The 21,295-nt window shown below is 69.2% G+C and carries 18 protein-coding genes and 1 riboswitch; of the genes, 13 read left to right on the plus strand and 5 right to left on the minus strand.

Annotated elements, in window-relative coordinates:
* Both thiC and thiD read right to left on the minus strand, forming a co-directional pair.
* On the minus strand, positions 1-1,510 hold a 1,510-nt coding region (gene thiC, locus RBT54_RS10105), incomplete at its 3' end, for a phosphomethylpyrimidine synthase ThiC (RefSeq protein WP_320366764.1).
* A 174-nt stretch (positions 1,511-1,684) separates the two neighbouring features.
* A complete protein-coding gene (gene thiD, locus RBT54_RS10110; RefSeq protein WP_320366766.1) occupies positions 1,685-2,581 on the minus strand; it encodes a bifunctional hydroxymethylpyrimidine kinase/phosphomethylpyrimidine kinase in 897 nt (298 codons plus the stop codon).
* Positions 2,575-2,670, minus strand: a riboswitch (TPP riboswitch). (Overlaps the previous gene by 7 nt.)
* Before the next feature lie 96 nt (positions 2,671-2,766).
* On the opposite strand from thiD, the gene RBT54_RS10115 reads away from it, so the two are divergent.
* From RBT54_RS10115 to RBT54_RS10160, 10 genes are all read left to right on the plus strand, one after another.
* The gene (locus RBT54_RS10115; RefSeq protein WP_320366768.1) at positions 2,767-4,449 is read left to right on the plus strand and encodes a carbonic anhydrase; all 1,683 of its coding nucleotides are present in this window, start codon (positions 2,767-2,769) and stop codon (positions 4,447-4,449) included.
* A 112-nt stretch (positions 4,450-4,561) separates the two neighbouring features.
* Positions 4,562-5,674 carry an efflux RND transporter periplasmic adaptor subunit gene (locus RBT54_RS10120; protein WP_320366770.1) on the plus strand — a complete coding sequence of 371 codons (1,113 nt, stop codon included), beginning with the start codon at positions 4,562-4,564 and terminating at the stop codon, positions 5,672-5,674.
* Positions 5,671-8,850, plus strand: coding sequence for an efflux RND transporter permease subunit (locus RBT54_RS10125; protein WP_320366772.1), 3,180 nt, complete (start codon positions 5,671-5,673; stop codon positions 8,848-8,850). Before RBT54_RS10120 ends, RBT54_RS10125 begins: the two co-directional genes overlap by 4 nt.
* A 102-nt stretch (positions 8,851-8,952) precedes the next feature.
* Entirely contained in the window at positions 8,953-9,708 is a 756-nt protein-coding gene (locus tag RBT54_RS10130) for a DUF3348 domain-containing protein (protein WP_320366774.1), read from the plus strand.
* Entirely contained in the window at positions 9,705-11,729 is a 2,025-nt protein-coding gene (locus tag RBT54_RS10135) for a DUF802 domain-containing protein (protein WP_320366776.1), read from the plus strand. Before RBT54_RS10130 ends, RBT54_RS10135 begins: the two co-directional genes overlap by 4 nt.
* Positions 11,730-11,731: 2 nt before the next feature.
* Entirely contained in the window at positions 11,732-12,385 is a 654-nt protein-coding gene (locus RBT54_RS10140) for an OmpA family protein (RefSeq protein ID WP_320366778.1), read from the plus strand.
* Positions 12,378-13,079 (plus strand): DUF2894 domain-containing protein, encoded by a 702-nt coding sequence (locus RBT54_RS10145; RefSeq protein WP_320366780.1) that lies wholly within the window; start codon positions 12,378-12,380, stop codon positions 13,077-13,079. Before RBT54_RS10140 ends, RBT54_RS10145 begins: the two co-directional genes overlap by 8 nt.
* A 136-nt stretch (positions 13,080-13,215) precedes the next feature.
* A complete protein-coding gene (locus tag RBT54_RS10150; protein WP_320366782.1) occupies positions 13,216-13,869 on the plus strand; it encodes a protein-L-isoaspartate O-methyltransferase in 654 nt (217 codons plus the stop codon).
* Between the two features lie 8 nt (positions 13,870-13,877).
* Positions 13,878-14,201, plus strand: coding sequence for a rhodanese-like domain-containing protein (locus RBT54_RS10155; RefSeq protein WP_320366784.1), 324 nt, complete (start codon positions 13,878-13,880; stop codon positions 14,199-14,201).
* 30 nt (positions 14,202-14,231) lie between these two features.
* Complete coding sequence (locus tag RBT54_RS10160; protein ID WP_320366786.1) at positions 14,232-15,536, plus strand: TolC family outer membrane protein; 1,305 nt, start codon at positions 14,232-14,234, stop codon at positions 15,534-15,536.
* Positions 15,537-15,606: 70 nt separating this feature from the next.
* Here RBT54_RS10160 and waaA read toward each other — a convergent pair whose 3' ends face one another.
* The gene (waaA, locus tag RBT54_RS10165) at positions 15,607-16,881 is read right to left on the minus strand and encodes a lipid IV(A) 3-deoxy-D-manno-octulosonic acid transferase (RefSeq protein ID WP_320366788.1); all 1,275 of its coding nucleotides are present in this window, start codon (positions 16,879-16,881) and stop codon (positions 15,607-15,609) included.
* Between the two features lie 156 nt (positions 16,882-17,037).
* On the opposite strand from waaA, the gene RBT54_RS10170 reads away from it, so the two are divergent.
* Together RBT54_RS10170 and RBT54_RS10175 are read left to right on the plus strand one after the other, a co-directional pair.
* Complete coding sequence (locus RBT54_RS10170; RefSeq protein ID WP_320366790.1) at positions 17,038-18,045, plus strand: NAD-dependent epimerase; 1,008 nt, start codon at positions 17,038-17,040, stop codon at positions 18,043-18,045.
* 23 nt (positions 18,046-18,068) lie between these two features.
* A complete protein-coding gene (locus RBT54_RS10175) occupies positions 18,069-18,866 on the plus strand; it encodes a symmetrical bis(5'-nucleosyl)-tetraphosphatase (protein WP_320366792.1) in 798 nt (265 codons plus the stop codon).
* Between the two features lie 64 nt (positions 18,867-18,930).
* On the opposite strand, the gene RBT54_RS10180 is transcribed toward RBT54_RS10175, so the two are convergent.
* Positions 18,931-19,761, minus strand: coding sequence for a lysophospholipid acyltransferase family protein (locus tag RBT54_RS10180; RefSeq protein ID WP_320366794.1), 831 nt, complete (start codon positions 19,759-19,761; stop codon positions 18,931-18,933).
* A gap of 104 nt (positions 19,762-19,865) precedes the next feature.
* Positions 19,866-20,633: a GNAT family N-acetyltransferase gene (locus tag RBT54_RS10185; protein ID WP_320366796.1), complete on the minus strand. Its 768-nt coding sequence runs from the start codon at positions 20,631-20,633 to the stop codon at positions 19,866-19,868.
* A 141-nt stretch (positions 20,634-20,774) separates the two neighbouring features.
* Here RBT54_RS10185 and RBT54_RS10190 point away from each other — a divergent pair, with 141 nt between their 5' ends.
* Entirely contained in the window at positions 20,775-21,215 is a 441-nt protein-coding gene (locus RBT54_RS10190; protein WP_320366798.1) for an HIT family protein, read from the plus strand.
* Positions 21,216-21,295: the final 80 nt, after the last annotated feature.

Consider the following 21,295-nt stretch of genomic DNA (forward strand, 5'->3'; position numbering starts at 1 on the left):
TGGGCGTCACGTAGCACAGCATCGCGGTGCCGTACCAGCCGATGGTGGCCGCGCCGATGCCGCTGGTGATGTGGTCGTAGCCCGGCGCGATGTCGGTGGTCAGCGGCCCCAGGGTGTAGAAGGGCGCTTCCTTGCACCACTCGAGCTGCAGGTCCATGTTCTCCTTGATGAGCTGCAGCGGCACGTGGCCGGGGCCCTCGATCATGACCTGCACGTCGTGCTTCCAGGCGATGTCGGTGAGCTCGCCCAGGGTCCTGAGCTCGCCGAGCTGGGCCTCGTCGTTGGCATCGTAGATCGAGCCCGGGCGCAGGCCGTCGCCCAGGCTGAAGGCCACGTCGTAGGCCTTCATGATTTCGCAGATGTCTTCGAAGTGGGTGTAGAGGAAGCTCTCCTTGTGATGCGCCAGGCACCACTTGGCCATGATCGAGCCGCCGCGCGAGACGATGCCGGTCATGCGGTTGGCGGTCATCGGCACGTAGCGCAGCAGCACGCCGGCGTGGATGGTGAAGTAGTCCACGCCCTGCTCGGCCTGTTCGATCAGGGTGTCGCGGAAGATCTCCCAGGTCAGGTCCTCGGCCTTGCCGTCGACCTTCTCCAGCGCCTGGTAGATCGGCACCGTGCCGATCGGCACCGGGCTGTTGCGGATGATCCACTCGCGGGTCTCGTGGATGTTCTTGCCGGTCGACAGGTCCATCACCGTGTCGCCGCCCCAGCGGATCGACCAGGTCATCTTGTCGACTTCCTCGGCGATCGAGGAGGTGACCGCCGAGTTGCCGATGTTGGCGTTGATCTTGGTGAGGAAGTTGCGGCCGATGATCATCGGCTCGCTCTCGGGGTGGTTGATGTTGTTGGGGATGATGGCGCGGCCGCGGGCGATCTCGTCGCGCACGAACTCGGGGGTGATCGTGGCCGGCAGGCTCGCGCCGAAGTTCTGCCCAGGGTGCTGGCGCAACATCATGTCGGCCATCTTCTGGCCCTTGAGGCCGCCGTTGGCGCGCAGCGAGGCGATGTACTGCTCGCGGTTGAGGTTCTCGCGGATGGCGACGAACTCCATCTCGGGGGTGATGATGCCGCGGCGGGCGTAGTGCATCTGGCTGACATTTGCGCCGGCCTTGGCGCGCCGCGGCTTGCGGTGCAGGCCGGGAAAGCGCAGCTCGTCCAGGGCGCGGTCGGCGGCACGCTGGCGACCGAATTCGGACGACAGGCCGGGCAGTTGCTCGGTGTCGCCGCGCTCCTCGATCCACTGCTGGCGCAGCGCGGGCAGGCCGGAGCGGATGTCGATCTGCGCCGCCGGGTCGGAGTAGGGGCCGGAACAGTCGTACACGAAGATCGGCGGGTTCTTCTCGGCGCCGAAGGAGGCCGGGGTGTCGGCCTGCGAGATCTCGCGCATCGGCACGCGGATGTCGGCGCGCGAGCCCTCGACGTGGATCTTGCGCGAGTTGGGCAGCGGGGCGATTGCGGCCTCGTCGACGTGGGCCTTGGCGGCGATGAATTTTTCGTTGGCGTTCATGCTGTCTCCCGGGGAAGGGTATGGGGTTTTGGTCTGGTGTTCGGTTCGTGCCGGAGGGCTGCTGGTGCCGTCAAGGCGCCGTGGGAGCGGGCTTGCCCGCGAAAGGGGCTATCGGTCGGGTGCTGTTCGCGGGCAAGCCCGCTCCCGCGGGGACGGTCTCCATAGCGTCTTGGGTCACCGCTTCCACAAGGCGTGGAAGTGATGCACCGGCCCGTGGCCGCTGCCGACCGCGAGCTCGCCCGAATGCGCGATCGCGCCCAGCAGCCACTGGCGGGCGTGGCGCACCGCGGTCTCGACCGGGCGGAACTGGCCCTCGGCCTGCGGCAGCAGGGCGGCGACTGCGGAGCTGAGCGTGCACCCGGTGCCGTGGGTGTTCTTGGTGTCGATGCGCGGCGCGGTCAGCTCGACCATGCGGTCGCCGTCGAAGAGCAGGTCGACCAGGTCGTTGCCGGGCAGATGGCCGCCCTTCAACAGCACCCAGCGCTCGGAGGACAGCGGCAGGAGCTCGCGCAGGCGCTCGGCGGCGCGGTACATCTCCTTGACCGTGTCGGGCGCGCGCTGCTCGAGCAGCACGCCGGCTTCGGGCAGGTTGGGGGTGATCAGGAAGGCCTGCGGGAAGAGCGCCTCGCGCATCATCGAGATCGCGCTCTTTGCCAGCAGGCTGTCGCCGCTCTTGGCCACCATCACCGGGTCGAGCACCACCTTGGCCGCCTGCCAGTGCGCCAGACGTTCGGCCACGGTGGCGGTGACCTCGGCGCTGCCGAGCATGCCGATCTTGGTGGCGTGCAGGTGCACGTCGGCGAACAGGGTGTCGATCTGCAGGCGCAGGAACTCGGTGGGCGGCACGTGCACGCCGGTGACCGCCTGGGTGTTCTGCGCGGTGAGCGCAGCGACCACGCCGCAGCCGTAGGCGCCGAGCGCGGAGAAGGTCTTGAGGTCTGCGAATACGCCCGCGCCGCCAGACGGGTCGACGCCAGCGATGGAGACGACGTTCGGGATGCGTGAGGCCGTGGCGGAAGATGCGGCGGACGCGCTGCCGGTGCGGGCAGCGGAGGATGCGGACGAGCTCATGATTTACGTTTCCCTACGCCGGTGCGAGCCGGATCAGGTTCCAAGGGTGTTTCTCAGCCCGTGCGCGGCGGGCACCCCCAACGAGAACGCTGGAAGATACTGTATGCACTCTGCCGTGGCAAGGTGCTCAAGATTTGTGCGCAGAGGTCGATTAGCATGCTGTAACCCATGATGATCCGATGCCCATGAGCCCGCTCCGTCCGCTTCTCGCTGCCTTGCTGCTCGCCCACACCGCGGGGGCGGCGCTCGCTGCCGACTGGCAACTGGTGCTCAGCGACCGCAATCGTCGCGTCGAGATCGACCGCGGCAGCATCCTGTCGTCGGATGCCGGGACCAAGATTTCCTGGGGCAGGGTGGTGTTGACCTCCGAGGAGGCGAAGGCGTCGGGTTACGCGATGATCAAGGCGCTCAACCGTTACGACTGTCGCAACCGGACCTTCGTCACGGTCAAGCGCGTCTATGTCGATGCGGACGACAACATCGTGCGCGAGGAGTCCTTGCCTGACCAGACGCCGCTTACCGTGGCGCGCAATTCTGTGGATGAGCGCATGTGGCGCGAGGTGTGCAACCCGCCTTCGGCTGCCGATCTGCAGAAGCTGGCGAGCGAAGCCGCGAAGCTGGCCGCCGCACCGGCCGTTGCTGGGGCTGGAGCTGCACCAGCGCAGGCGCCGCCGCTGGCTGCCGCCCGCCCCGAGCCCGCCGCGCCCCCCGAGCTGATCCGCGCCGGCGAGACGCCGCTGCCCGCGCAGCCCACCGCTCAGGCGGCCGAGCCGCCGTTCGAGACGAATGTGGAGATTCCCGCCAAGTTCCTCCCCGGCGGGGCGCCGGCGAGCGCTCAGGCGTCCACGCCGCGCAAATCCATCCTGCCGCCCTTGCCCGGCATCGCGGCCAAGGCCGAGGCGGACGCCGCGACCGCGCAGCCCGCTGCAAGCAAGTCGGCGCCTGCCGCGCCACGCCCGATCCCCGAGCCCGCTGCCGCCCCCGTGCGGCCCCAGCGTGTGGCCAGCGCGCCGCCGGCGGCGCAGGCGCGCCCTCGTGCCGCACGCCAGCAAGCCCGCGCGGAGCAAGGCAGCAAGTCGTCATCGCGGGTGACGTCGCGGACTCCCTCGCCAGTCGCCTCGCAGCCGAGCGCGCAACCCACCTCGCCGCTCGAAGCCAGCGGCATCCGCGTCACCCCGCTGCCGGCGACGTCCGCAGGCTGGAGCTACGACGGCGAGACCGGCCCGCAGAACTGGAGCAAGCTGCGCCCGGAATGGCGCATCTGCGCCGAAGGCACGCGCCAGTCGCCGATCGACCTGCGCGAAGGCATCGCGGTCGATCTCGCGCCGGTGCAGTTCGACTATCGCCGCAGTGGCTTCCGCATCCGCGACACCGGCAACACGCTGCAGGTCGACGTCGGCGAGGGCATGGGCATTACCGTGCGCGGGGTGCGTTATGCGCTCGAGCGCTTCACCCTGCATCGTCCATCGCAGGACCGCGTCGGCGGCATGGCGCACGACATGGCGATCTATCTCGAACACCGCAGCGCGGAGGGCAAGCAGGCGATCCTGTCCTTGCTGCTGGCCGCGGGCGGCGAGGCCCATCCGGTGCTGCAGACGCTGTGGAACAACCTGCCGCTCGATCGCGGCCGCGAGTTCTCGCCCGATGCGGTGATCGACCTGGCGCAGTTCGTGCCGGCCGATCCCGGGCACTTCCTCTACACCGGCTCGCTGCCGACGCCGCCCTGTACCGAGGACGTGCTGTGGGTGGTCATGAAGCAGCCGCTGCCGATCGCCGACGATCAGTTGGCCGTCTTCGCGCGCCTGTATCCGCGCAATGGGCGGCCGATCCAGCCGGCCAACGGTCGCCTGCTACTCGAGTCGCGCTGAGCGCGGCCTCGTGACCTTGGTCACAAGGCCGAAGCGCTACACTACGGGTCTCGTTTCGCGACACCGCACGCCCGGCTGAAACCGGCGCGCGCGCTCCTTGCAGAGAATCCCGATGCGCATCCGTACCCTGCTGACCGTGACCGCCGGCGCCTGCCTGCTCGCGTCCTGTTCCGCCCCCGCGCCCGAATCCCCGCCGCCGCGCGCCGTGCTGGTGCGCACCCTCGATGGTGCTGCGGCGGCCCCCGCGGTGCAGCTCTACGCGGGTGAGGTGAAGGCGCGCATCGAGGCCGACGTGGGTTTTCGGGTGGGCGGCAAGCTCGTCGAGCGCAAGGCAGACGTCGGCGCAGAGGTGGCCGCGGGCGCGCTGCTGGCGCTGCTCGACCCCGCCGATGCCCGCCTTGCCGCAAGCGCGGCGCAGGCGGCGCTGGCGGCGGCCGAAGCCGATCTGGCGCTGGCGCGCACCGAATACGGGCGCGCACAGGAGCTGGCGGCGCGCAAGTTCGTGTCCTCGTCGGTGCTCGACACCCGGCGCACCGCGCTGCAGGCGGCCGAGGCGCGGCTGCGCCAGGCGCGCGCGCAGGCCGAGACTGCATCCAACCAGGCCGGCTACACCCGCCTCGAGGCCCCCGCAGCCGGGGTCGTCACCGCCGTGCTCGCCGAGCCGGGGCAGGTGGTCGGCGTCGGGCAGCCGGTGTTCCGCCTTGCCCGCCCCGACGAGCGCGAGGTGCTGATCCATGTGCCCGAGGGCCGCGCCGGGCAGCTGCACGCCGGCATGGCGGCGCGGGTGCGCACCTGGGCTGCGCCCGGGCGCGAATACGCGGCTACCGTGCGTGAAGTGGCACCCGCCGCCGACACCGCCACCCGCACCTATGCGCTGCGCGTGGCGGTGCAGGGGGCCGACGCCGGCTTGCCGCTCGGGGCCACGGCGAGCGTGATGTTCACCGTGGCCGATGCCGACGGCGATGGCGTGCTGCTGCCGCTGGCCGCGGTCACCCGCGTGCCCGGCAAGCCCGATGGCGGCACGGTGTGGGTGGTCGGCGAGGGCGACCGCGTGCGTCCGGTCGCGGTCGATATCCTTGCCTGGCGCGAGGACGGTGCCCTGTTGCGGGCCGATCTGCCGGCCGGGGCGCGACTCGTGGTCGCCGGGGTGCACACCCTGGTGGAGGGCGAGACCGTGCGAGCGCTCGAGGAGGGCGCGCCCGTGCTGCTGGACGTCAAGCGATGAGCCACCACGACGAGGATGTGTTCGGCTGCGGCCGCTTCAACCTCTCCGAGTGGGGGCTGACCCACCGCTCGCTGGTGCTGTACTTCCTGATCGTCAGCACGCTGATCGGGATCTTCTCCTACACCCGTCTCGGCCAGTCCGAGGATCCGCCCTTCACCTTCAAGGTCATGGTGGTGCGCGCCGAATGGCCGGGCGCGAGCGCGCGCGAGGTCGAGCAGCAGGTCACCGACCGCATCGAGAAGAAGCTGCAGGAGATCGCCCAGGCCGACGTGATCCGCAGCTATTCCAAGCCGGGCGAGGCGCTGGTGTTCTTCCTGGTCAAGGACAGCACTCGTTCGCGCGACATCCCCGACATCTGGTACCAGGCGCGCAAGAAAATCGGCGACATCGCCCACACCTTCCCCACCGGCGTGCGCGGTCCCTACTTCAACGACGAATTCGGCGACACCTACGGCAACCTGTTCGCGCTGGTCGGCGAGGGCGTGAGCCATGCCGAGCTCAAGCGCCACGCCGAGGCCATCCGCAGCGAGCTGTTGCGGGTGAAGGACGTGGCCAAGGTCAGCTTCTTCGCCGAGCAGCCGCAGCGCGTGTTCATCGAGCTCTCCAACACCAAGCTCGCCACCTTCGGCCTGCGCCTGGACGACATCGTCGGCGCGCTGGCCGAGCAGAACGCCGAGACCGGCAGCGGCTTCTTCGAGACCGCCGACGAGCGCATCTGGCTGCGCCCGAGCGGCCAGTTCGAGGACCTCGACGCCATCCGCGCCACCGTGATCCGCGCCGGCGGACGCAGCTTCCGCCTGGGCGACGTGGCCGAGGTGCGCCGCGGCTACGCCGACCCGCCCGCCGAGCGCCTGCGCTACATGGGGCAGGAGGCGCTCGGCATCGGCGTGTCGATGCGTGCCGGCGGCGACATCGTCGCGCTCGGCCGCCATCTGGACGAGGCGGTGGACAAAATCGTCGCCCAGTTGCCGCTCGGCATCCGCTTCGAGCGTGTGGCCGACCAGCCGCGCGCGGTGACGCGGGCGGTCAATGAATTCGTCTACGTGCTGGCCGAGGCGGTGCTGATCGTGATGGCGGTGAGCCTGCTGTCGCTGGGTTTTCGCACCGGCGTCGTGGTGCTGGTGATCATCCCGGTGGTGCTGGCGATCACCTTCATGTTCATGCATCTGCTCGACATCGGCCTGCACAAGATCTCGCTCGGCGCGCTGATCATCGCGCTCGGCCTGCTGGTGGACGACGCGATCATCGCGGTCGAGATGATGGCGAGCAAGATGGAGCAGGGCTGGGGCCGGGTGCGCGCGGCGAGCTACGCGTGGACCTCGACCGCGATGCCGATGCTCTCCGGCACGCTGGTGACGGCCGCGGGCTTCCTGCCGGTGGCGCTGGCGGCATCCTCGGTGGGCGAGTTCACCCGCTCGATCTTCCAGGTCACGGTGACCGCGCTGCTGGTGTCGTGGATCGCGGCGGTGATCTTCGTGCCCTATCTCGGCTACTACCTGCTGCCGGATTTCAGCAAGCGCGCAGGCAAGCCCTCGGCGCTGGCGCGCCTGGCCGGCCGGGTGTGGCCGGCGCTCGGGCGGCGCATGGCGGAGCGCGACCTCCACGCCCACGAGCAGCACGACGAGTTCGCGATCTACCACACGCCCTTCTACAACCGCCTGCGCGCCGTGGTGAATGCCTGCGTGCGCTTTCGCTGGCTGGTGATCGTGCTCACGGTGGCGATCTTCGTCGGCTCGCTGTTCGTGTTCGCGCGCTTCGTGCCGCAGCAGTTCTTCCCCGATTCGACGCGGCCCGAGCTGCTGGTCGACCTGCGCCTTGCCGAAGGGGTGTCGCACCAGGCCACCGAGGCCGCGGTCAGGCGCCTGGAGACCTTCCTCGCGGAGCAGGACGGCATCGAGAATTTTGTGGCCTGGGTGGGCAGCGGCAGCCCGCGCTTCTACCTGCCGCTCGACCAGCAACTGGCGCAGACCAATTTCGCCCAGATCGTGATCCTCACCACCGGCCTGGCCGAGCGCGAGGCGCTGCGTACGAAGCTGATCCACTTGTTCGCGGACGAGCCCTGGCCCTTGCGCGGCATCGTCAATCGGCTCGAGAACGGCCCGCCGGTGGGATTCCCGGTGCAGTACCGGGTGAGCGGGCCGGACTTCGACGAGCTGCGCCGTCAGGCGCACGCCGTGGCCGAGGCGATGCGTGGCAATCCGCACCTGTCGAACGTGCATCTGGATTGGGAGGAGCCGTCCAAGGTGGTGCGCCTGGCGATCGACCAGGACAAGGCGCGCCTGCTCGGGGTGTCGTCCCAGGACATCTCCAGCCTGCTCGCGACCTCGCTGCAGGGCATGACGGTGACGCAGTTCCGCGAGGGCACCGAGACCATCTCGGTGGTGCTGCGCGGCGCCGAGTCCGAGCGCGTGCATCTGTCGCTGCTCGCCGATCTGGCGCTGCCGGTGGCGGGCGGGCGCAGCGTTCCGTTGGCGCAGGTGGTGCGCATCGAGCACGACTTCGAGCCGGGTGTGATCTGGCGGCGCAACCGCATCCCCACCGTCACCGTGCGTGCCTCGCTTTACGACGGCACCCAGCCCGCGGTGGTGGTCGGCCAGCTTGGCGCCGACATGGGCCGCGTCGGCGCGGCACTGCCGCTCGGGTATCGGCTCGAGGTCGGCGGTTCGGTGGAGGAGAGCGCCAAGGGCAGCACCTCGGTGGGCGCCGGCATGCCGGTCTTCATCCTCACCGTGCTGACCGTGCTGATGCTGCAGTTGAAGAGCTTCTCGCGCACGATCATGGTGGTGCTGACCGCGCCGCTGGGCATGATCGGCGTCACCGCCTTCCTGCTCGCCTTCGGCAAGCCCTTCGGCTTCGTCGCCCTGCTCGGCACGATCGCGCTGTCGGGCATGATCATGCGCAACGCGGTGATCCTGGTGGACCAGATCCTCCAGGACATCGAGGCCGGGCGTACGCAGTGGGAGGCGATCGTCGAGTCGGCGGTGCGGCGCTTCCGGCCGATCATGCTCACCGCCGCGGCGGCGATCCTCGCCATGGTGCCGCTGTCGCGCAGCACCTTCTTCGGGCCGATGGCGGTGGCGATCATGGGTGGGCTGACGGTGGCGACCGTGCTCACCATGCTCTTTTTGCCCGCCCTGTATGCGGCGTGGTATCGGGTGAAGCCGGGCGATGCCTGAATGCCGCCAGCGGCCCGACGCAAGCGGCCGCTTTGGTGTAGCCTTCGGCCTTTTTTGCGCTTTTTTGCCTGAAGGGCGCCTGGCCAGGGGATCAAGCAGGGGATGAGGCAGGCCGTGTCGTGGACGCGTTTCGATAGTGCCGGGCTGGTGCGGATACTGGCTGAGCTGGCGGTGGCGGACGTCGCGGATGCGAAGCAGACCTTTGCCGAACGCCTCGGCGAGTGGCTGGATCTCAAGGATGCGCTGGCGCTTTATTCGGCACTGAATTCGGCTGCGGGGAATTCCCCGCCCAGGGCGCCGCCCGCTGCCGCACTGCGTGCACAACTGGCGCAGGTGCGCGGCGATCTGGCCGCTGCGGTCGCCGCTGCGGGCACGGCGCAGCCGGGCGGGGCGAATCTGGGGCTGCCGACGCCGCTGCCGAATGCTGCGCCCGAGTCGGCCGCAGACTTTGCCCCTTTTCATCGCTACTACCTCGCCCACCAGCGTGCCATGGCCACGGCCGTAGGGCCGCTGCGGGCGAGTGTGCGTGCTGCCCTGTCGGCACAGTCGGCAGCGTTCAAGCAACTCGCCGCGCTGGACGCGGTAATGGAGCAGGCATTCGCGGCGCGTGAGGCCAGCCTGCTCGCGACCGTGCCGGTGCTGTTGGGCAGGCGCTTCGCGCACCTGTTCGAGACGCACCAGCGCGGACGTGAGGCGGCGCAGCCCGACGACCCCGCGCAGTGGATGCAATCGGGCGGCTGGCTCGCCCGTTTTTGCGCCGAGCTGCAGCGCGTGCTGCTCGCCGAGCTCGACCTGCGGCTGATGCCGGTGGCGGGGCTGGTGGCGGCTCTGGATAAGGAATCGACGGAAATTCAATGAACAGAAGCGTTAGCGTGGTGGCCTTCCTGCTGGGGCTGGCCGTGGTGGTGTGGGTGGGCGTCGGCTATGTGGGGCTGAGCCCGCTGGCCCTGGGCATGACCGCGCTGATCGGCCTGGTGTACGTGACGGGCGCGCTCGAACTGCTGCGTTTCGACCGCGCCACCTCGGCGCTGCAGCGCGCGCTGGACACGATTCCGGCCGAAATGGCCGATGCCTCCGCGTGGCTGCGCGGCCTGCCGCCCGCGTTGCACAATGCGGTGCGCCTGCGCCTCGAAGGCGAGCGCATCGGCCTGCCCGGGCCGGCGCTCACGCCTTACCTGGTCGGCCTGCTGGTGCTGCTGGGCATGCTCGGCACCTTCCTCGGCATGGTGATGACGCTCAATGGCGCGGTGATCGCGCTCGAGGCCACCACCGATCTGCAGACCATCCGTTCCTCGCTCGCCGCGCCGGTGAAGGGGCTGGGCGTGGCCTTCGGCACCTCGGTCGCAGGCGTGGCGGCCTCGGCCATGCTGGGGCTGATCTCGGCGTTGTGCCGGCGTGCGCGCCTGCAGGTCTCGCAGGTGCTGGACAGCCGTGTCGCTCGCGAACTGCGCGGATTCTCGGGAGCGCAGCAGCGTCAGGAAGCCTTCCAGGCCGTGCGGGACCAGGCGCGTACGATGCCCGCGTTGGTCGAGACCCTGCAGGCGATGATGTCGCAGATGGAGCGCCAGCACCGCGAGCTGCACGAGCGCATGGCGAGCGAGCAGCAGCGTTTTTACGACGATGCGCGCGGCAGCTATTCGGCGCTCGCCGCCGCGGTCGATGTCTCGCTCAAGGACAGCCTGACCGCAAGCGCCCGCGTGGCCGGGCAGACCATGCAGCCGCTGGTCGCCGAGACCATGGCCGGCATCGCGCGCGAGACCACGACGCTGCAAGAGCGCGTCGCCGATGGCGTGCAGGCCCAGCTCGACGGTGCGTCGCAGCGCCTGGATGCGGCCGTCACGACCGTGGCCGACACCTTGACGCGCGCGCTGGACAGCCAGGCGCGCGCCAGCGAAGCGGTGATGACCGAACTCCAGGGCGCGCTGCAGGCCTTCACCGAAACCTTCGCCCAGCGCTCCGCGGCGCTCGTCGATCAGGTGGGCGCGACCCTGTCGGCGCTGCAGGCCGAGCTCGCCACCCGCGACGCGTCCCGCCACGCCGCTCAGTCCGATGCGCTGCAGGCGATGGCCGCCACGCTGTACGGCGAATGGCGGCAGGTGGGGGAGCGCGTGGGCAGCCGCCAGGAAGCGATCGTCGACCGCCTCGACGAAGCCGCACGCGCGCTGGAAACGAGTGCGCAGGAGCAGGTGAGCCGCACGATCGAGGCCGTTGGTAGCGGCCAGCAGGCGATCGTGGACCGTCTGGGCGAAACCGTCCGCGTGCTCGCCGCCTCTACCCACGAACAGGCCAGCCGCAGCATCGAACAAGCCAGCGTGCTGATGCAGACCGCCGCCGAGGCGCCGCGCGCGGCGGCTGAGGTGATCGGCGAGCTGCGCCAGGCCCTGTCCGCCAGCATCGCGCGTGACAACGCAGCGCTGGACGAACGCAACCGCATCATGGAAACGCTGCGCGGCCTGCTGGACGCGATCAATCATGCCTCGACCGAGCAGCGCCAGGCCATCGATGCGCTGGTGGCGTCCTCGGCGTCGGCGCTGCAGCGCGCGGCGGCCGGCTTCGAGCAGCGCATGGACGCCGAGGCCACGCGCCTGGCCGACACCGCAGGCGAGGTCGCCGGCGGCGCGGTCGAGGTCGCCAGCCTGGCCGAAGGCTTCGGGCTTGCGGTGCAACTGTTCAGCGAGTCCAACGACAAGCTCATGGCCAGCCTGGAACGCATCGAGGGCGCGCTGGAGAAGGCGATGACGCGCAGCGACGAGCAACTGGCCTACTACGTGGCGCAGGCGCGCGAACTCATCGACCTGAGCCTGATGTCGCAACAGCAGATCGTCGGGGATCTGCAGCAGATCCCCGCCCGGCAGGCCGCCGGCGCCAGCGAGGGCTGACGATGGGCGAGATTCACGGCGACGACGGCAGCATCGAGCAGGCGGCGCCGGCCTGGGGCGTGTTCGGCGATCTGATGTCGGGGCTGCTCGGCGCCTTCGTGCTGATCCTGGTCGGCGTGCTCGGCGTGCAGCTCGAGCTGGCGACCACGCTCGAGGCCGAGGTGCAGAAACGGCGCGTGGAGCAACAGCGGCGCGAGGCGCTGGAGAAGGCGCTGGCGGTGCCGCTGGCCAGCGGGCGGATCACGCTCAATGACGGGCGCATCGGCATCAGCGGCAGCGTGCTGTTCGCGCTCAACTCAGCCGAACTGCAGCCCGAGGGCCGCCAGGTGCTGCAAAGCCTGGCGCCGCCGCTCGCAGCCTACCTCGGTACGCGCGACGAGATGCTGATGGTGAGCGGCTTCACCGACGACCGCCCGGTGCTCGACACCAACCGCCGCTTTGCCGACAACTGGGATCTGTCGGCCCAGCGCGCGCTGACGGTGACCCGGGCCCTGATCGAGGAGGGTATGCCGTCATCGTCGGTCTTTGCCGCGGCGTTCGGTTCGGAGCAGCCGGTCGCCTCCAACGACGACGCCGACGGCCGTTCGCGCAACCGGCGGGTGGAGATGGCGCCGGTGCCCAAGGTCGCACCGAGGGCGGCTGCGAAGGATGAGTGAGGCGCTGCTGCCCGGCGCGTCGTCGCCTGGCGGGACGCCGGGGAAGGACCTGCGCGTTCGTGTCGAGGCGCTGCGCGCACACGGCGCAGCGCTTTTCGACCCGGTGGGCTTTCGCGTCATCGAAGCAATGTTGCGCCGGCTCGACGGTTGCGAGGGGGCTGCGCAAACGGTCCTGATGCGCAAGATCGAGCGCCGGCTGGCGGCGTTGCGCGAACGCTTCGGGCGCGCAGGGGGCGAGGCGCGCGCGACCGCGCCGGCGCGGCCCGAGCGCGGATCACTGGCCGATCTGCTGGCCCATGTGGCAAGCCACGCCGCCGTCCCGGTGGCGTCCTCTGCCAGCGCCGTGGCCGGGGCGGGCGCCGCGCCGAGCACCGAACTCAAGGCCCTGCACCACTTCCGCAGTACCTGGTCGCGGTTGAGCCTGGAGCAGCAACTGTCGCGTGCGCTTGCCCAGGCGCCGGACAATGCCGGCCCGCTCAATTCGCATTTCCTGGTGCTGCAGGCGCTGATGCGCATGCGCGATATCGCGCCCTCGTACCTGGAGGGCGTCGTTGCCCATGCCCAGGCGCTGCTGTGGCTCGAGCAGGCCGATGGCGGGCGCGGGGTGGCGAGCCGGGGTGCAGGACAGAAGGCGGCAGCGCGCAAAGGTGATGCGCGCCCTCAGGGCGGCCGGGGGCGCAAGAGAGGGGGCTGAGTCGCCTGTGCTCCACCGTAACCCCGACCCAACGGCCGCGGATTGCGGCGCAGCATCTGCGCTAGAATGATGCGGTTTTGCCTTTTTGGATAACGCTATCCATTAGCGTGTGCTAATATTTCGCCGGGAGTCCCTGATGAATTTCGAACAAGCGCGCTTCAACATGGTCGAGCAGCAGATCCGCCCCTGGGAGGTGCTGGATCAGGACGTGCTCAACCTCCTGATGACGGTCAAGCGCGAGGAATTCGTTCCCGCTGCATATCGCGAGCTGGCTTTCACCGAGGTGGAAATCCCGATCGGCTGCGGCCAGGTCATGCTGAAGCCTGTGATCGAGGGCAAGGTGCTGCAGGCGCTGCGCCTGGGCAAGTCCGACTCGGTGCTCGAGGTGGGTACGGGTTCAGGCTACTTTGCCGCGCTGCTGGCCGCGCGCACCGAGTGGGTGCGCACGATCGAGATCGAGCCCGAGCTGGTGAAGCTGGCGAGCGCCAACCTGGCACGCAACGGCGTCGAGAATGTCGTGGTCGTGCAGGGCGACGGCATCGGTGGCTGGGCCGAGCGCGCACCCTACGACGTCATCGTGGTGTCCGGCGGCCTGCCCTTCGTGCCGCAGGCGCTGCTCGAGCAGCTCAAGGTCGGCGGTCGCCTGTTCGCCTTCGTCGGCGAGGCGCCGGTCATGAAGGCGCGCCTGGTCACCTGCGAAGCCGAAGGCCGTTTCCGCACCGAAGACATCTTCGAGACCGTGGTGCCGATGCTCAAGGATGCACCGCAGCGCGACGGTTTCAGCTTTTGAGTAACGCCATGCGCCAGATCAGCCCCGCCCAACTCGCCCAGCGCCTGAACGATGCGCAACAGCCGGCACCCTTGCTGCTCGATGTGCGCGAGCCCTGGGAGCTGGAAATCTGCCTGATCGAGGGTTCGGTGGCGATGCCGATGGGCAGCGTGCCGGCCCGCTTTCCCGAGCTCGACCGCGATCGCGAGACGGTGGTGATCTGCCACCACGGCGGGCGCAGCGCGCAGGTGTGCATGTTCCTCGAACGTCAGGGTTTCTCCAGTGTCATCAACCTGGCAGGCGGCGTTGCCGGCTGGGCGGCGCAGGTCGACCCGAGGATGGCGCAGTACTGAGTGCGGCGCACCTCAACAGCGGAGAACACGATGAAGCGAATCCTGGCAGTCTGCATCGCAGGCATTTTTTCCGGTGGTGCACTCGCCGCCGACCTGATGCAGGTGTATCGCGATGCGCTCGCCAACGACGCGAAATTCTCCGCTGCGCGTGCGCAGTACGAGGCCGGGCAGGAGAAGGTGGTCCAGGCACGTGCGGGGCTGTTGCCGCAGATCGGGCTGGGCGCGGACACGACCTGGAACGACGCCGACCTGAAGCTCAAGGGTGGTGTCAGTAACGACTACACCTACAACAGCAACGGCTACGGCGTTCAGCTCACCCAGCCGCTGTTCCGCTGGCAGAACTGGGTGCAGTTCAAGCAGGGCGAGCTGCAGACCGCGCTGGCCGCGACCCAGTTCGGCATTGCCCGCCAGGACCTCGTGTTGCGTGTGGCCGAAGCCTACTTCAACGTGCTCAACGCGCAGGACGCGCTCGACGCGGTGACGCAGTTGCGCATGGCGGCTGCCGAACAGCTCGAACTCGCCAAGACCAGCTTCGAGGTCGGCACCGTCACCATCACAGATGTGCATGAGGCGCAGTCGCGCTTCGACCTCGCCTCGGCGCAGGAGATCGCCGCCCAGAACCAGCTGGAGGTTGCGCGCCAGACGCTGGCCCAGGTCATCGGCAAGCAGCCGGAACCGCTTGCCAGCCTGCGTGAGGGTGTGGGCCTGCAACGCCCGCAGCCCGAGAACATCGCCGACTGGGTCGCCGCGGCGGAGTCCGGCAGTTTCGGCGTGCAGGCGCAGCAACTGGCGCGCGAGATTGCCGCGCGCGAGGTCGAGCGCGCGCGCGCGGGCCACCTGCCCACGGTCGACATCGTTGCCAGCCATGGCGTTAACAATCGCCCGCAGCCGAGCACCGACCGCTCGGAGGCGACCACGATCGGCCTGCAACTGAATCTGCCTCTGTACGCCGGCGGGCGCGTGTCTTCGGTGTCGCGCGAGGCCGCCGCGCTGCGCATGAAGGCCGACGCCGACCTGGAAGATGCCCGCCGCAGCGCCGCACTGGCTGCGCGCCAGTCGTGGCTGGGGGTCACCAGTGGCATGGCGCAGGTCAAGGCGCTCGAGGCGGCGCGCGTGTCCTCGCTGTCCGCGCTCGAGGCCAACAAGCTCGGTTACGAGGTCGGGGTGCGCATCAACATCGACGTGCTCAACGCCCAGACCCAGCTCGCCGACACCCTGCAGCAACTGGCGCGCGCGCGCTACGACACCCTGCTCGCCCAACTGCGTCTGAAGGCGGCGGCCGGTACGCTGGGCGAGGATGACGTCGCGGCGATCAACGCCTTGCTGGTGCAGTGAGCGGGCTTGCCCGCGAACAGTGTCGCTTCGACCCCAGCTCGCCAGCGGGCATTTTCCCCAAGGCCGGCAGTCATTTCCCGCGTGCGGCTGTCTGTAGATCCTGCAGTAGCGTGATCGTGCGCGCCGTCGCGCCCTGATGGGTGGTGGCGAATGCGCGCCCTGCAGCGGCAAGACGGGTTCGCGCCTCATCGTCGGCGAGCAGCGCCAGCGCGGTCTGCATGCCGGCATCGGCGTCCCCGGCACGCAGCGCGGCGCCTGCCCGCACCGCATCCTCTGCGACCGCCTGGAAGTTGAAGGTGTGGGGGCCGACCACCACCGGCGTGCCGACCGCGCAGGCCTCGATCAGGTTCTGGCCGCCGAAGGGCAGCCAGCTGCCGCCGATCAGCGCGACGTCGGCCGCCGCGTAGTAGGCGAACATTTCCCCCATCGAGTCACCGAGCAGTACCCGCGTGTGAGGGGCGATCGCCTCGTCCGCGCTGCGGCGTTGCGCGGCCAGCTTGCGCACCGCGAGTTCGGCCGCGACCGTGTCGAAACGCTGGGGGTGGCGCGGCACCAGCAGGAGGAGCGCAGCGGCCGGCGCATGGCGCACGAAGGCGTCCACCAGCACGGCTTCCTCGCCCTCGCGCGTGCTCGCCGCAAGCACCACGGGTCGGTCGCCGATGCGTTCGCGCAGGGTCTGACCGAGGGCGAGCATCCCGGCGGGCGGGGTGATGTCGAACTTGATGTTGCCGGTCACCGTGACGCGCCGTGCGCCGAGCTGGCTCAGGCGCGCGGCGTCGGCTGCGGTCTGCGCGCCGATCGCGGCGAGCGCCTTCATGGTGAGCTCGGTGAGCGCCGGCAGCCGGGCGTAGCGGCGGGCGGAGCGCTCCGACAGGCGCGCGTTGGCGAGCATCACCGGGATGCGGCGGCGTCGGCAGGCGGCGAGCAGGTTGGGCCACAGCTCGGTTTCCATGATCACGCCGAACATCGGCCGAAAGTGGCGCAGGAAGGCATGGACGAAGCAGCCGACGTCGTAGGGCAGGTAGGCGCGCAGCACGCGCGGCTCGTCCTTGAACAGGGTGCGTGCGGTGTCGCGCCCGGTGGGGGTCATGTGGGTGAGCAGCACGCTGTGCTCCGGCCAGCGCTCGAGCAGGGCGCGCACCAGCGGTTCGGCCGCGCGCGTCTCGCCCACCGACACGGCATGCACCCAGATCACCGCCAGCGGGGCGCGCACGCGGTAGCGCCCGAAGCGCTCGCCGACGTGGCGCAGGTAGGCGGGCTGGCGGCGCGCCCGCCACAGCAGACGAAGCAGCACCAGGGGCAGGGCGAGAATCCACAGCAGGGTGTAGGGCAGGCGGGTCAGCATCTAGTCGGGGCGAGTCGCGACGGTGCAAGTATAAGCAAGGATGTCGGGCGTACGTGTTGGCTGGCCGCTGCATTGCCGCTGCAAGAAACCCGTCACACGCCTGATGCCGGTGTGCATGCGATAATCCCGAACGATTTCCTTACGGTTCGCCCCTCCATGAAAATCCTCGTCACCGGTGCCGCCGGCTTCATCGGCATGCATGCCTCTCTGCGCCTCCTCGCCCGCGGCGACGAAGTCGTCGGCCTCGACAACCTCAACGACTACTACGACCCCACGCTCAAGGAGGCGCGGCTGGCGCGCCTGACGCCGCATGCGGCTTTCCGGTTCGTCAAGATGGACGTGGCCGACCGCGCCGGCATGGAGGCGCTGTTCGCCGCCGAGAAGTTCGACCGCGTGATCCACCTCGCCGCCCAGGCCGGTGTGCGCTATTCGCTGCAGAACCCGCACGCCTATATCGACAGCAACGTGGTCGGCTTCATGAACATCCTCGAGGGCTGCCGGCATTCGAAGGTGCAGCATCTTGTGTACGCGTCGAGCTCGAGCGTGTACGGCGGCAACACGAAGATGCCGTTCTCGGAGCAAGACAGCGTCGATCACCCGGTCAGCATCTATGCGGCGACCAAGAAGGCCAACGAGCTGATGGCGCACACCTACAGCCATCTCTACGGCCTGCCGACCACCGGACTGCGCTTCTTCACGGTGTATGGCCCCTGGGGACGCCCGGACATGGCGCTGTTCCTGTTCACCAAGGCCATCCTCGAAGGGCGGCCGATCGACGTGTTCAACCACGGCCGCATGAAGCGCGACTTCACCTATGTCGACGACATCGTCGAGGGCGTGATCCGCACGCTGGACCATGTCGCCGAGCCGGACGCCACCTTCGATGCGCTGCAGCCGAACCCGGGCACGAGCAACGCGCCGTACCGCGTGTTCAACATCGGCAACCACGACCCGGTCGAACTGATGGCTTTCGTGGCCGCGATCGAGGACGCGCTCGGCATGAGCGCCGAGAAGAACTTCCTGCCGCTGCAGGACGGCGACGTGCCGGCGACCTATGCCGACACCGCGGCGCTCAACGCGTGGACCAGGTTCGCGCCGGCGACCAGCGTGCGCGACGGGGTTGGGCGCTTCGTCGCGTGGTATCGCGACTACTACAAGGTCTGATCCGGCGCTGACTGCAGGTATCAATGGCCACCTACGCAATCGGAGACATCCAGGGCTGTTACGCCCCGCTCGCGAAGATGCTGGACAAGGTCGCGTTCGACCCTGCAGCCGACCGCCTGTGGATCGTCGGTGATCTCGTCAATCGCGGGCCGGAGTCGCTGCGCGTGCTGCGCTTCCTGCGTGACCTGGGCGATGCGGCGAGCATCGTGCTGGGCAATCACGACCTCTATCTGCTGATGGTGGCGGCGGGCTTCAAGCGCCGCGACAGCGATGACACGCTGTTCCAGGTGCTCGAGGCGCCGGATCGCGACGAACTGATCGACTGGCTGGCCTGCCTGCCGCTGCTCAAGGTGCATGGCGAGCATGTGCTGGTGCATGCGGGTCTGTTGCCCGGGTGGACGGTCACGCGGGCGCAGGCGCTTGCCAATGAGGTGAGTGTGGTGCTGGGGGGCGCACGGGCGCGAGACTTCCTGCTGAGCCTGGCGGGCAATCGTCCCGAGCGCTGGTCCGACGGACTGAAGGGGTGGGATCGTCTGCGCGTGATCGTGAATGCGCTTACCCGCTTGCGCTTCTGCAGCACCGATGGTCGCATGGACCTGCGCGCCAAGGGCGCACCGGACAAGGCGCCACCAGGCATGCTGCCCTGGTTCAGCGTGCCCGACCGCTTCAGTCGCACGCACACCATCGTCTGTGGTCACTGGTCGGCGTTGGGGTTCTATCGCGAGCCGGGTTTGATCGCGCTCGACTCGGGTTGCGTGTGGGGCGGAAAGCTCACTGCGATCTGCATCGAGGACGGTGCCGTGTTCCAGGTGCCGGGCTAGGCGCCAGCCTTTGCCCCGGGAACGGCGTCCATCGGCTCGTTGCGCCTCAGGCGGGGCGCCGCCTTCATGCCCGGGGCATGGCGGCGGCGTCCTGCTGCACCGTGCCCGCTGCGACATCCGGCACCCCGATGGTGCAGGCGATCTCCGCGCGTACCTGTGCAGCCAGCGCACGGCGCTCGAGCCCGTCCGCGGTGGCGATCGGCGCGGCCACGGTGAGGCGCGCGATGGTGCGGCGTGCAGCGATGATGTTTGCCACGCACCGGCCGAGGGTCAGGTCGCCGTCGTAGGCGGGCGCGCGGGTGAAGCGGCCCTCGGGCGTGAGGTATTGCAATGCAAGGGTCTGCACCGGATGGCCGCAGGCGATTGCGGGCTGCAGCAGCGCGGCGTGAAAGTGCAGCAAGTGGCTGCCATCGGTGGTCGTGCCTTCCGGGAAGATCGCCACATTGCAGCCGGTGTCGAGCAGCGCGGCGGTCTCCGCGTTGATGATGCGCGCGTGGCCGCGGCTGCCTCGGCGCAGGAAGATGGTGTCGTTCTTTGCGGCGAGCCAGCCGATCACCGGCCAGTTGCGCACTTCCGCCTTGGACACGAAGGCCGCAGGAGCGAGCGCGTTGATGACGAAGATATCCACCCACGAGATGTGGTTGGCGACCAGCATGCAACCGGGGGCGACCGGCGCGCCGCGGGCATCGAGTTCAATGCCGAGTATCCGCAGCAGCCCCTGCGACCAGCGTCGGCGCAGGGCCAGATGCGTCGAGTGGCGGGTGAGCGGGTGGCTCAGCGCGATGGTCAGCACGCCGAAGGCGAGGTGGAGCGCCAGCCGCAGGTAGCGCCAGGCGCGCAAAGCGCGGGGCGTGACGCCGTGCTGCAGCGCGCGCTCCACTGCGATGGGGGGCACGTCTGCAGTCGCGCCTGCCGCGGTCCGGTCAGCGGCGCGGGGTGCGGCGATATCGCATGCTGGCATGTCGGGGGCGCTCGGGCGGGCGGGGCGGGCGGCGTGGTTCAGTTCTGGCGTCCCATGAAGTGGCGGGCGTAGCGTTCATCCACCTTGTTGATCGACAGCAGGATGGGCAGGTCCGCGGTGTTGAAATCGGGATCCCACGCGGGCTCGCCGCAGATCCACGCACCGGCGCGAAGATAACCCTTGATCAGCGGTGGCGCTTCGGTTTCGAGGTCGCTGCGCAGGCTGCCGATGGGCAGCGGATAGCGCGGAAAGACGTGGTATTCCAGCGGCGCAAGGTGCTTTTCGCGCAGGCGATTATACAGACTGGCGGCGGTGTGACCGCCGTCGGCCATGCTCACCGAGGCGCAGCCGATCAGGTAGTCGTAGCCGTTTTCCTGCATGTAGCGCGCCAGCCCCGACCACAGCAGGGCGATCACCGCGCCGCTGCGGTAGTCGGCGTCGATACAGGAGCGGCCGATCTCGACCATGCGCCCGCGCAGGTGCTGCAGGCGGGTGAGGTCGAATTCGTTCTCGGAGTAGTAGCCGCCGACCTTGCGCGCGGCTGCCGGAGAGAGGATGCGATAGGTGCCGACAATGCGGCCGGCATCCTCGTCGCGCACGATCAGGTGCTCGCAGAAGGGATCATAGATGTCGCGATCGACGCCCGGCGTGCGGGTGGCGAGGCGGGCGCCCATCTCGTCGGCGAAGACGCGATAGCGCAGCTTCTGGGCTTCGAGGATCTCGGTCTCGCAGGTGGCGAGCCCGACGTGCAGGTTGCGGGCCTTGCGCGCGGCGCCGTCCTGGCGTGGCTGGATGTGCTGGAGCATGGTCTTCTTCCGTCCTGTTCGGGTCGGGCCATTCTCGAAAGCTGGCGTTGCGACGCAGTGACGCGCTGGTTACGATCGAGTGACGGACAGTTGGCAGGCAACTGGCGAACCAGGACGAACCACTCGAGGAGACTGACCCGCATGACCGATACCCACAGCGCCGACAACTGCGTGTTCTGCCGCATCGCCCGCGGCGAACTGCCCGCAGCGAAGGTCTTCGAAGACGAGCACACGCTGGCGATCATGGACATCCAGTCCGTGAATCCGGGGCACATGCTGGTGCTGGTCAAGCCGCACCGCGCCAACGTCTATGCGCTGGAAGACGAGCTCGCCGGCGCGGTGTTCCGCACTGCGGCGCGCATGGCCCGTGCGGCCAAGCAGGCCTTCGCCTGCGAGGGCGTGACCCTGTTGCAGGCCAACGAGAAGGCCGGCGCGCAGACCGTGTTCCATTTCCACATCCACGTGCTGCCGCGCTGGGAAGGCGACGGCATGGAACTGGCCTGGCCGGTGAAGAACCCTCCGCGCGAGGCCCTCGAGGAGATGGCGGTCAAGCTGCGCGGCGCCCTCGCGGCGGAGGGCTGAAAGGAGGAGCCGAAGGATCTGGGGCACCGCCGGTGGCCTCTCGGCGCTGCGTATAATCGGGGTCTCGATCACTTCCCGAT

Origin of the sequence: Thauera sp., assembly GCF_034003485.1 — a bacterium.
GTDB lineage: Bacteria > Pseudomonadota > Gammaproteobacteria > Burkholderiales > Rhodocyclaceae > Thauera.

Excerpts from the sequence above, each read along its gene's own strand:
- thiD (WP_320366766.1), bottom strand. The coding sequence starts at position 2,581 with ATGAGCTCGTCCGCATCCTCCGCTGCCCGCACCGGCAGCGCGTCCGCC.
- RBT54_RS10115 (WP_320366768.1), top strand. The coding sequence starts at position 2,767 with ATGAGCCCGCTCCGTCCGCTTCTCGCTGCCTTGCTGCTCGCCCACACC.
- RBT54_RS10120 (WP_320366770.1), top strand. The coding sequence starts at position 4,562 with ATGCGCATCCGTACCCTGCTGACCGTGACCGCCGGCGCCTGCCTGCTC.
- RBT54_RS10125 (WP_320366772.1), top strand. The coding sequence starts at position 5,671 with ATGAGCCACCACGACGAGGATGTGTTCGGCTGCGGCCGCTTCAACCTC.
- RBT54_RS10130 (WP_320366774.1), top strand. The coding sequence starts at position 8,953 with ATGAGGCAGGCCGTGTCGTGGACGCGTTTCGATAGTGCCGGGCTGGTG.
- RBT54_RS10135 (WP_320366776.1), top strand. The coding sequence starts at position 9,705 with ATGAACAGAAGCGTTAGCGTGGTGGCCTTCCTGCTGGGGCTGGCCGTG.
- RBT54_RS10140 (WP_320366778.1), top strand. The coding sequence starts at position 11,732 with ATGGGCGAGATTCACGGCGACGACGGCAGCATCGAGCAGGCGGCGCCG.
- RBT54_RS10145 (WP_320366780.1), top strand. The coding sequence starts at position 12,378 with ATGAGTGAGGCGCTGCTGCCCGGCGCGTCGTCGCCTGGCGGGACGCCG.
- RBT54_RS10150 (WP_320366782.1), top strand. The coding sequence starts at position 13,216 with ATGAATTTCGAACAAGCGCGCTTCAACATGGTCGAGCAGCAGATCCGC.
- RBT54_RS10155 (WP_320366784.1), top strand. The coding sequence starts at position 13,878 with ATGCGCCAGATCAGCCCCGCCCAACTCGCCCAGCGCCTGAACGATGCG.
- RBT54_RS10160 (WP_320366786.1), top strand. The coding sequence starts at position 14,232 with ATGAAGCGAATCCTGGCAGTCTGCATCGCAGGCATTTTTTCCGGTGGT.
- waaA (WP_320366788.1), bottom strand. The coding sequence starts at position 16,881 with ATGCTGACCCGCCTGCCCTACACCCTGCTGTGGATTCTCGCCCTGCCC.
- RBT54_RS10170 (WP_320366790.1), top strand. The coding sequence starts at position 17,038 with ATGAAAATCCTCGTCACCGGTGCCGCCGGCTTCATCGGCATGCATGCC.
- RBT54_RS10175 (WP_320366792.1), top strand. The coding sequence starts at position 18,069 with ATGGCCACCTACGCAATCGGAGACATCCAGGGCTGTTACGCCCCGCTC.
- RBT54_RS10185 (WP_320366796.1), bottom strand. The coding sequence starts at position 20,633 with ATGCTCCAGCACATCCAGCCACGCCAGGACGGCGCCGCGCGCAAGGCC.
- RBT54_RS10190 (WP_320366798.1), top strand. The coding sequence starts at position 20,775 with ATGACCGATACCCACAGCGCCGACAACTGCGTGTTCTGCCGCATCGCC.